Source organism: Pseudomonadota bacterium (assembly GCA_039024915.1).
Taxonomy (GTDB): Bacteria; Pseudomonadota; Alphaproteobacteria; order Rhizobiales; family MH13; genus MH13.
The window spans coordinates 553,131-562,737 of sequence record JBCCPK010000002.1; the positions used below are offsets into that span (position 1 = coordinate 553,131).

At 59.9% G+C, this 9,607-nt stretch carries 7 protein-coding genes; 1 reads left to right on the forward strand and 6 read right to left on the reverse strand.

The window, feature by feature from the left end; genetic code table 11:
* Window positions 1–202 precede the first annotated feature (202 nt).
* The 6 genes from AAF739_05900 to AAF739_05925 form a co-directional block, all read right to left on the reverse strand.
* The gene (locus AAF739_05900; protein MEM6382189.1) at window positions 203–1,198 is read right to left on the reverse strand and encodes a TAXI family TRAP transporter solute-binding subunit; all 996 of its coding nucleotides are present in this window, start codon (window positions 1,196–1,198) and stop codon (window positions 203–205) included.
* Between the two features lie 151 nt (window positions 1,199–1,349).
* Window positions 1,350–2,876 (reverse strand): MFS transporter, encoded by a 1,527-nt coding sequence (locus AAF739_05905; protein MEM6382190.1) that lies wholly within the window; start codon window positions 2,874–2,876, stop codon window positions 1,350–1,352.
* A gap of 123 nt (window positions 2,877–2,999) precedes the next feature.
* A complete protein-coding gene (locus AAF739_05910; GenBank protein MEM6382191.1) occupies window positions 3,000–3,452 on the reverse strand; it encodes a PilZ domain-containing protein in 453 nt (150 codons plus the stop codon).
* On the reverse strand, window positions 3,449–4,672 hold the full coding sequence (locus AAF739_05915; GenBank protein ID MEM6382192.1) for a hypothetical protein: 1,224 nt from the start codon (window positions 4,670–4,672) through the stop codon (window positions 3,449–3,451). The genes AAF739_05910 and AAF739_05915 overlap by 4 nt, the downstream gene beginning before the upstream one ends.
* 128 nt (window positions 4,673–4,800) lie before the next feature.
* Window positions 4,801–5,505 (reverse strand): hypothetical protein, encoded by a 705-nt coding sequence (locus AAF739_05920; GenBank protein MEM6382193.1) that lies wholly within the window; start codon window positions 5,503–5,505, stop codon window positions 4,801–4,803.
* 88 nt (window positions 5,506–5,593) lie between these two features.
* Window positions 5,594–7,969, reverse strand: a complete 2,376-nt coding sequence (locus AAF739_05925; GenBank protein MEM6382194.1) for an ATP-binding cassette domain-containing protein — start codon at window positions 7,967–7,969, stop codon at window positions 5,594–5,596.
* A 197-nt stretch (window positions 7,970–8,166) separates the two neighbouring features.
* Here AAF739_05925 and AAF739_05930 point away from each other — a divergent pair, with 197 nt between their 5' ends.
* Window positions 8,167–9,486 (forward strand): HlyD family type I secretion periplasmic adaptor subunit, encoded by a 1,320-nt coding sequence (locus tag AAF739_05930; protein ID MEM6382195.1) that lies wholly within the window; start codon window positions 8,167–8,169, stop codon window positions 9,484–9,486.
* Window positions 9,487–9,607 lie beyond the last annotated feature (121 nt).

Consider the following 9,607-nt stretch of genomic DNA (forward strand, 5'->3'; position numbering starts at 1 on the left):
TCATCGGACACCCTTTGCGGGTGTTCCTGCTTGTCGTCATTCGCCATCCCGGTCGACCCCCAAGTCTCGCTTTATCGCTCGGGTCTTCATGGCCCGGTTTGCATGCGTCGAAAATGACATATCGCATGCACAAAAAAAACGGGCCGCCCCTCATACAAAGGGCGGCCCATAGTCACCGAGACCTAAAGCCTCGCAAGACGCATCACATGCCCGAGTGGATCATGTCGGCAGGAATGTCGGCGCCAGCGTTTTCCGCAAACCATTCTGCAGCACCGGGATGCCACATAAGAACGCCGTTCTTGTCCCAGTTCTCAGGCAAGGTTGACCGCGCAGCGCGGTGGATGTTCACCATCCGCTCGTTGTCGCTCATGACGACGTCGACAACCGCTTTGACGAAGCTTGCCGGCAGATCGCAATTGGCAATCGCGAAGTTCCACATCGATACCGAGCGCGCGTCCGCCTCAAGCGTGGTGTAGGTATCAGCCGAGATTGCGAACTCGGACACCGGGAAAGCCTCGAGAATGGTACCCTGCTCCTCTTCGGTGAACTCAATGATGTTCACGTCCGTCTGCACCTCAAGCTGAGAGACCGCCGGAACCGGCACACCAGCAGCGAAGGCAATGACGTCCAGAAGGCCGTCCTGAAGCTGTGATCCGAGGTCGGACCAGCCACCGTTGCGGCGGTCAAACTCGACCCCAAGCGTTTCCATCATCCGGGGGAAGTAGGTATCGGACGTCGAACCCGCCGGACCGAAACCGATGCGCGCACCTTCGGGAATATCAGCGATGGAGCTGATACCTGAGGAGGACAGGGCCGTCACCGAGAACGGGGTCTGGTACATCGGGAACATCGCACACGCATTGTCCATCTGAAGGCCCGGTGCGATGGGGTTGGTACCCGCGAGCGACTCCGCTGCTGGGCCCATCGTCGTCATGCCGAACTGGGCATCGCCGGTATGGACCAGCGCCATGTTTTGCATCGGACCACCGGTGACTTCACCGCCGCCCGACAAACCGAGTTCTTCAGCAACAAGGTTTGCCCAGCCCGAACCATAGGCGAAGTAGGTACCGCCCTGCGACGCGGTGCCCACAGTGAAGCTCTCCGGCCAACCTTCGCGATCGTCCTGTGCAACGGCTGCGCCGCCCATGACAAGCAGCGTAAGGGCCGTGCCAGCCGCCAAATATGCAGACAATTTCATTTAATTCTCTCCCTGTTGGGCCGCAGTCCGGCCTCGGTTTATTTGCGATCCCTCATGGGAGGGCCACATTGCATGTCGGTCGTGATCAAAGCGCCGACATCGGGCGCCTCTTCTGCCAAGCAAATTCCCGTTACACAAGGCTAGCGATGCTTCAAGGCACCTGATCCGCCTTGGCCGCGGGAATTTTCACGAGAATGATGAATGCGGCAAGCACCGCCAGGGCCGTCGCGGCAAGCGACAAAGCCCCATAACCTGCGAAACTCGCCTGTTTATGCGCCTCAATGACAGCCGCAGATGCGTCACCGGAGGCGCTTGCCCCGAAACCGGGTAAAGCGTCAGCCGCGCCATAGCTCAACGCGCCCAGCGGCGCGAACACCGCCACTGCGACCAGACCACCCGCCCGCGAAACCGCATTGTTGATGCCCGACGCGACGCCGGTCTGGCTGTCATCGACCGCATTGAGCACGGCCGTGGACAGAGGCGGAATGCACAACGCCATGCCAAGCCCAAGCAACGCCATCGTCAAGCCAACCGCCCAAAGCGACCCGCTCGCGACCGCAGGCCAAGATGCCACGAAGGCGCATGCAGCGATCAACGAGCCGCCAGCCAAAGGCCATCTGACGCCAATGCGGTCCACAAGAGTGCCAACACGTGGCGTGAGAAGCGCCATGATCACGGTGAAGGGAACAAACAGCGCGGCAACAGATACTGCCGGTGCATCAAACGCGGAGATGAAAGTCACGGGCAGGAAGAACAACAGCCCACCAAGAGCCGCATACAGAAAGAAGGTTGCGAGGTTGACGGCGGCGAAACCGTTCAAGCGGAACAGTCCGAGGGGCATCATGGGATGCTCGGCGCGCGCCTCCACCCAAATGAACGCGGCACCCATGATCAGGCCGAGCGCCAGACTACCGCCGACCAAAAAGACCGCAGCGCTCGTTATACCATCGCCCGTCAACATGTCGGTAAGGACCGTCAACGACAGCGCAATCAACCCCAGCGATGCGCTCGCCAGCAGCCCGCCCGTCCAATCAAGCGACCTGGGACGACACGTGTGGGAATCGTCCGGCACGCGCGCCAACAGAAGCCACAAGGTCACCGCGGCGAGCGGCAGGTTGATATAAAAGGTGCTCCGCCAGCCCAGCGAGTCGACCATCACACCGCCAACCAAAGGTCCAAGCGCAGCAGAGACCGCGGACGCCGCAGCCCAGATACCAACCGCGCGCCCCCGCTCCTCACGCGGGTAATAGGTGGCAATCAGAGCCATCGACAGCGGCACCATCAACGCCGCGCCGAAGCCTTGCACGATCCGCGCCGCGATTAACGCTCCGATGGAAGGAGCCACCGCGCAAACGAGCGATGCGGCAGCGAAGATACCAATGCCCCAAGCAAAGATGCGCCGTTTGCCATAGGCGTCGCCCGCTGCGCCGCCGATGAGGATGAAGGCGGTGAGAACAAGCGTATAGCCGTTGACCAACCAACTTATGGAAGCGAGTGACGCGTAAAACTCGCCTCGGATGTCCGGAGCGATGATCGAAACAATGGAACCATCCATGAAACCGAGCGCGGACCCCAGGATGGCCACGATCAGGACGAACAACTTCTGCCGCTCCGAGCAGTCGACGGTCGTCAACCGGCGGTTGGCCTGCACCGAACCGGGCGCTGTTAGTCCACGCATGGATGATCCGCTTTACCCTGTCGCCACACCAAAGTGGAGCGGCTTACCGGCCAAAGCAACATGAAAACACAGACCTGTCACGCGCCTTGCAAACGCAGTCGGCGCGTCCGCAACATGACAAGGCTAGTCCTCGTCGGCAGCGGTCTCGTCAGCGCTCGAGAGCTCGTCATAGCCAAATTCTTCCACGAGAGAAGAGACGGTCGTCAGGTCGAGGTCCTCAAACAACCTCAGGCCGTATCCTTCTGGCCTTGATGCCATAATCTGAGCTGGCAGCTCGACCCCATCGATATGCACAACGACTTTTTCGCCCGTTCTGTCGAGAACGTAGTTGGAGGCCGCGCGAAACATTAGCCCGCCCTGGCTCATTTCCAACACCGTGCCATCCAGCGAGTAAGCCCTGTCTACGATGTCCATCGAGGCGATAACGCAACACGGAAATCGGCGGTGCCGACGCGAGAAGCTCTGCTTCTTGCCGAGCTTTGGCAGCAGCGACTTGAACGAGAACTTTGCACTGCGACGGTAGACCTCATGGCTGGGAGGCAATCCGCCCAAGCGCGCTGCTTCTTCAGGGGTCATGGGCCCGTTGCCTCCAGTTGCGCATCAAGCCGGTCTTCATCAGTTCGGATCGCCTGCGTCCGGTACAGTGCCATCGATTGTCGCAAGAGCTCAGCGTAGCCCACAAACGCGGTCTCTATGGCTTGCGACATGTCCGACATGCCGCCGGCCATCGCAACCTCAAGCGTCTCGTTGAGCCGCTCAACTGCCTCATAGTCGACCGCACTGGACTGGTAGGAGGTTGGGCTTTCATTTGGTGCGCCGCCTGCGCTCCCCATCGCTTGCCGTTTCTGCCCGTCGGCAATCTCGCGAAGGATTTCGAGGCCTTCTCGCTGCGCCAGCGCGCCCTGCGCTGTGACCTGGGTGAGTTTTTGAACGGCCGTTTGCAACCCTTCAAGATGCGTGGCCTGGGTATCCAACAGATCGAGCATAGCCTCGCGCTGCTCTTCCTCGGTATCGTCCTTGTCACCATCAAGATCGGCCATGCTCGACAGGAAAGTCTCCAGGCCACCGCGCAAGATTCCGGTTGCTTCAGTCAGAAACCGGCCCTGAAGCCCCAACAGCAGCGATCCGAACAGGCCAAACAGAGATGACGAGAAACCGGTGGCCATGCCAACCAGGGGCGCTTGAAGATCGTTGATGAGCTTGGTGAAGGCAGCCGTCGGATCACTCATATCCATGTTGGCGATCGAACCGATGATCCCGCCGACCGAGCCAACCATGTCCATCAGGCCGATGAACGTACCGATCAGACCGAGAAAGACCAGGATGCCCGTCAGGTAGGTGAGCATCGCACGGTCTTCGTTGATCTTGGTTTTGAACTCAGAGACCAAGCTCTGCATCGTCCCGATGGAGATTGTGATCTCCCGAGTTCGCATCATCTTCTCGTAGGTCAGATCGAAAACGTGGCTCAGCAGCCGCGGTTTTGCAAAGGTGATGCCGGGCTCAAGGCATCGATAGTGACGCCAAAACGGCGCAGACTTCGCGCGTTCGTCGGCAAAGCGGATATCGTCATACGCTTCCTGCAGCGCCACAAACGCCAGCTCTTCGTTCTTCAGACGCATCGCGCTTGAAAAAGCCAGCGTCAGCCCAAACAAGAAGAGCGTTATAATCGTAACATTGAGATAGATGTTGGATGTGATACCCGTCCACACGAACTCCCACCGCCAAGCGACCAGGGCGACGGTGCCAACCGTTATGGCGAGCATCTTCCATATCTGACGCTGAATGAGCTGGCGCATCACGGGAACACAAAACCTTTTACCCACGACCGACGCGCACACCGGCCGCACACGCCTTAAAGTGAACGGCAGGTCATAAAATTGCGTTAAGTCACATTTATTGCGCGTCGTCAGAAACGCTCGAAACCTTACCGGCCGAAGACCTTGACTTCCTGCCCTTCTTCTTCGGTGGTCACGTCGCGCACGCCAACCGAGATCCTGTCCGGCGGTATCCCCGAACTGAGCAATTCGTTTCGGATCATCATGGCACGATAGTAAGCGATGCGCCGCAGATCGGTCGCGTTGCCTTGGGTCGTGTTGGCGTAACCGATCAACTCAAGGGTGCGTTCCGACTGACCCAGCTCGCTATTGGCACCGAAATCGCGGATCACGTCCATGGCAGGGTCGTCGAGGGTTGTGTTGTTGCCGAGGAACGTGACGACCAATCCGGCTTGCGACACAGTAACCGCGTCCTGGCTGCCCGTATCGCGCACTTCGGCTTGCTCTTGCGATTCAGCCTCAACTTCGACCTCCACAGCCACACTTTGAACGGTTGTTTCCTGCTGCCGGTCATCCAAGCTTGTGACAATCGGCGGCGAACCGGTGTTGCGGGCGGTTGTCGTCGTATCGGCATCGGTATCAGCCAAACGTTCCACCTGCTGGGTGCCGCCACCCGTACCGACGTTTGCCTCTGCAACCAGGTCATCGACGACGGAGCGAGATGTGTATTGGATCAGCATGAAAACCACGATGACGAGGATCATCATCACAAAGGTGAGAACCATGGTCATCGTCGACAGCGCGTCGACATAACCAGGCCAATAGTTCTCTTCTTCCTGGGGATCGTCAGCCATGCTGTGGGAACCGTTCTGCGCAAGCGGGCGTTGGCAGACAATAGGCTGGAGACGTTAGGCGAGCGTTAAGTTTGGCTGGCCAGACAGGTCAGAGCGAACGCTGCTCAGCTATCGCGGGTTGCGCGGGATCACGCTGTCCGTCGCTTTGCCGGCGTGAGCCCGATCGGCGTTCGCCAAGTGACGTCGTATCGTTTGCCGCCGGTCCACTGGGCCGATTTATCTTAGCAAGGACCTCATCGCGTGGGCCGTCTGCGAGAATACGTCCGCGATCAAGCCAGATAACCCGATCCACCAGTGCCAAAAGTGCTGCTCGGTGCGTCGCGAGGATCAATGTTCTGCCATCGATGTAACGCCTGAGATTATCGATCAGCTGAAGCTCAAGCGTATTGTCCATCGACGCTGTGGGCTCATCAAGCAGCAATGCTGCCGGCTCCATCGCCAAGACACGAGCCAAGGCGACGGCCTGACGTTCACCACCAGACAGGAAACTGCCGCGTGGTCCGACCGGCGTTGCGTAGCCTTGCGATAGCGTCGATGCAAAGCTTGCGACACCCGATAGCTGGACGGCACGCTCAAAAGCTTTGTCCGAGACGGAACCCAGACCGACCGTGATCGCCTCGCGCAGGCTCATGTCGAACAAGATGCTGTCTTGGGCCATGTAGCCGAAGTGTCGACGGATATGGTCAGGCGCAAACTGGCGCGCATCCGCACCATCGAACAGAACCGAGCCAACGCTGGGCTCATGCAGCCTCAAAAGCGTGTGCAGCAATGTTGATTTGCCCGAACCAATGCGACCAATGACCGCCACGCGCTCCCCCGCCTGAATGGAGAAGCTCAATCCTTCAAGCGTCGAGCGAGAGGCCCCAGGGTGGACAAACGACAATCCGGAGACTTCGATCGCACCGCTGAGGGCACGACGCCGGGCCGCTCTGCTCTCTCCACCTACTTCCTGCTCACTATCCATCAAACGGGCAATCACATCAGCGCTTGGCACCATGTGCAGGAGACGAACGCCATGGCCAACCAGTTGGCCAACCGGCGACAGAGACCGCCCGACCAACAGCGTCGAGGCCGCCAGTGCGCCAACCGTCATCGCACCGCCGGCAACAAGATAAGCGCCGATGATCATTGTCAGCACCACAACGAACTGTGTGATGATGATCTGAGAGGAGTGGGTCATGTTGAGCCACAGTCGCGTGCGATGCCCCTCATAACCGGCATCATCGCCCGTCCGCTCCCATGATCGCAGCAACTCACCTGATGCGCCGGCCGCTTTGACAGTCGGCAGTGAGGCCAATGTCTCGACCAACTGGTTGGATTGCTGCCTGTTGAACTCCGCCGCCGCTTCAATCGACGGGCGCGCCCGCACATGGGCATAAATATGGACGGCAAGGAGCGCGCAAACGCCCAAAAGCGGCGCGACAACAACAGGTCCACCAAGCGAATATAAAAGCAATAGCAGGATTAGGAAGAAAGGCACATCCACGGCAAGTGAAATGAAGAATTGCGGTACCGCCTGCGTGATGACGTCAACCTCCTGCGCCAGCCGCGACAAGCCCCCGGGGGAGCGGGGCGCCTCGCTCAGTTTTGCCCCCATCAGCCTGTCATAAAGGGAGGCCTGAAGATCAAGGCCAATCTTCAACGATACCGCATCCGCAAAACGCGACCGCACAATCCGCAAGGTGAGATCGACGGCAAGCGCAATAAACACACCTATGGAGAGCGCCCAAAGCGTCTCCATGGCACCATGCGGGATCACACGGTCATAGACAGCCATGGTGAAGAATGGCAGCGCGAGAACCAGGAGGTTGGAAAGGCCAGCGGCCAGACCGAGCTTCCCAAGCGCCTGCCGCTCATCGTGAAGACACAAGTCGAAAACCCTGCGGTACAGACCTTTGGCATCCGATAAAGCCTCTTCGGCAGTCGGCCCGCCTTGCGATGCCACATCAGCACCGCCCGCACCGATGCGGGCCGTCGCGGCCTGGGATGTCGCCACCCGGACCTTGGGCTTAAGGAAAAAGATCGTACCGGAATAACGCGCTTGAAGCTGGGCGCCGTCCACCCAGATAGCGACATCGCGCGAGCGGTCGACACGAAACTGACCATGATCATCACGAGCGACGAGCAGGACGCACCGGCCGCTCGCAAGCAGCGCCAAGCAGGGAAAGTCATCCTGGGACAAGCTTCCCAGAACGCGGCTTTCGTACCGCAGGGCGAGATCATGCGCCTGCGCGTGTGCCCTCAGTTCCTGGGCAGTGGGTACCGGTTTGCCATCATGGGTACCCTCTGGCGCGCTGGCGTTGGGCCCTGACCATTGGCGCGCCACGCGATCAATCGCTGCCAGCAGGTGCTCTTCGGGCGGGAAACAGCCAGCACGGGCGTCTGAATGGATGGCGGGTTCGGTCCGATCCTGCGAGCCGGCCATCGGCCGCCTAAGCACCTGCTGAATGCGATCGACGTTCATGCGCAGCCCGACATATGGTCGCGCAAACCGGAGAGCGCGAACGACACAAAACAGGCGGCCACCTTCCCTGGTTCAGGTTGAGCCCGTCATCAAGCTCTCAGCACGCCCAACCAACGGATGCGCCAGTATGCTTAAGACTTCATGAACCGCCTGCGGGGCAAAGTGGTTCCCTAGGCTTTTCCATCCGGGCCCAAACCATGTCCCTTGCTTTTGAACCATCCACTGACGGCGACACCCCGTTACCCTACCCGCGCCGCTGCGATAGCCTGGCGCGTAAGGCCGATACGACACTGCTGTATGCCTTAACCGGAGCCTTCACCGCCATCTTGCTGTGGGCGAGCCTGACATCGGTCGACCAGGTAACCCGCGGCGGTGGGCGCGTCGTCCCGCAAGTTCAGAACCAGCTTATTCAGCATCTCGAGGGTGGCATCATCTCCGCCATACTCGTGCGAGAGGGGCAGATGGTGCAGGCGGGAGATGTGCTGATGCGCGTCGAGAACTCCTTCTCCACAGCCGAGCTATCCCAGACCCGCCTTGAGATCACATCGATCCGCGCGCGGGCCCAACGTTTGCGGGCGGAAGTCGCTGGTCTTGATAGCGTGACATTCGAACAGGGGCTTCAAGCGGTCATCCCAGCAATCGTCGCACAGGAGCGTGAACTGTTTGAAACGCGACGCCAGGAGCGCGCTGCGGAAATGCAGATCCTGCAGGCTCAGCTTGAACAGAAAGAGCTTGAACTGTCCGAGCTCGAAACACGCTGGCAGAACACCCAGCGCGAACGCGAGCTGGTTCGCGAACGCGTGGAAAGCTTGAGGCGGCTGGCGCAACGTGGCGCCGTCTCGAACAATGCGCTGCTTCAGGATGAACGCATCCTGCAACAGATCGAGACACGCCTGTCCGACCTCCTGTTTGCCGTACCCCGGGCGGAAGCGGCCCTTGAAGAGATACGTCAGCGCATCGCCGAGGCCGACGCCCGCATACGCCAGGAAGCGCAGGAAGATCTGGTGAAGGCCGAGTTTGAGTTGGCCCAGCTGGAAGAAGCGGCCAACGCTATGCAGGACCGGTCCGCCCGATCGGAAGTGACGGCGCCGATAGACGGCATCGTCAACAAGCTGTTCCTGACGACCGTCGGTGGCGTGGTGCGTACCGGAGAGCCGCTGGTGGAACTGGTGCCCGCCGATGCAGCTGTGGTGGTGGAGGCGCGTTTATCGCCCGCCGACCGCGCGGAAATCTGGCCGGGCCTGCCAGCCGTCATCAAGATCACGGCCTATGAGTTCTCAGTTTACGGGGGGCTAGACGGCCGCATCACCGATATTTCGCCGGACGTTCTGACCGACGAAAATGGCGAACCCTATTTCCGCGTGCGCCTTGAGGCCGAGGCCGGGGGCTTCGGGCCAGACCTGCCAGTTGTCCCAGGCATGACGGCGGATGTTGATATCATCACCGGTGAAAAGACGGTGTTGTCGACCATCCTGACACCCGTCCAGCGCATTTCAGACAACGCGCTTCGGCAATAGCGGTTCAATCGCGGTCCAAGGCCACTAAGGCCCCCTCAAGAGCAAGAACAGCGCAACCGGCACGAGGTCCAAACCAAATGGCGGCCCAAACACCGCCATTTGGTTTCACGTGTCCTACCGG

Coding starts and splice junctions, on each gene's coding strand:
- AAF739_05900 (MEM6382189.1), bottom strand. CDS start 1,198: ATGAAATTGTCTGCATATTTGGCGGCTGGCACGGCCCTTACGCTGCTT.
- AAF739_05905 (MEM6382190.1), bottom strand. CDS start 2,876: ATGCGTGGACTAACAGCGCCCGGTTCGGTGCAGGCCAACCGCCGGTTG.
- AAF739_05910 (MEM6382191.1), bottom strand. CDS start 3,452: ATGACCCCTGAAGAAGCAGCGCGCTTGGGCGGATTGCCTCCCAGCCAT.
- AAF739_05915 (MEM6382192.1), bottom strand. CDS start 4,672: ATGCGCCAGCTCATTCAGCGTCAGATATGGAAGATGCTCGCCATAACG.
- AAF739_05920 (MEM6382193.1), bottom strand. CDS start 5,505: ATGGCTGACGATCCCCAGGAAGAAGAGAACTATTGGCCTGGTTATGTC.
- AAF739_05925 (MEM6382194.1), bottom strand. CDS start 7,969: ATGAACGTCGATCGCATTCAGCAGGTGCTTAGGCGGCCGATGGCCGGC.
- AAF739_05930 (MEM6382195.1), top strand. CDS start 8,167: ATGTCCCTTGCTTTTGAACCATCCACTGACGGCGACACCCCGTTACCC.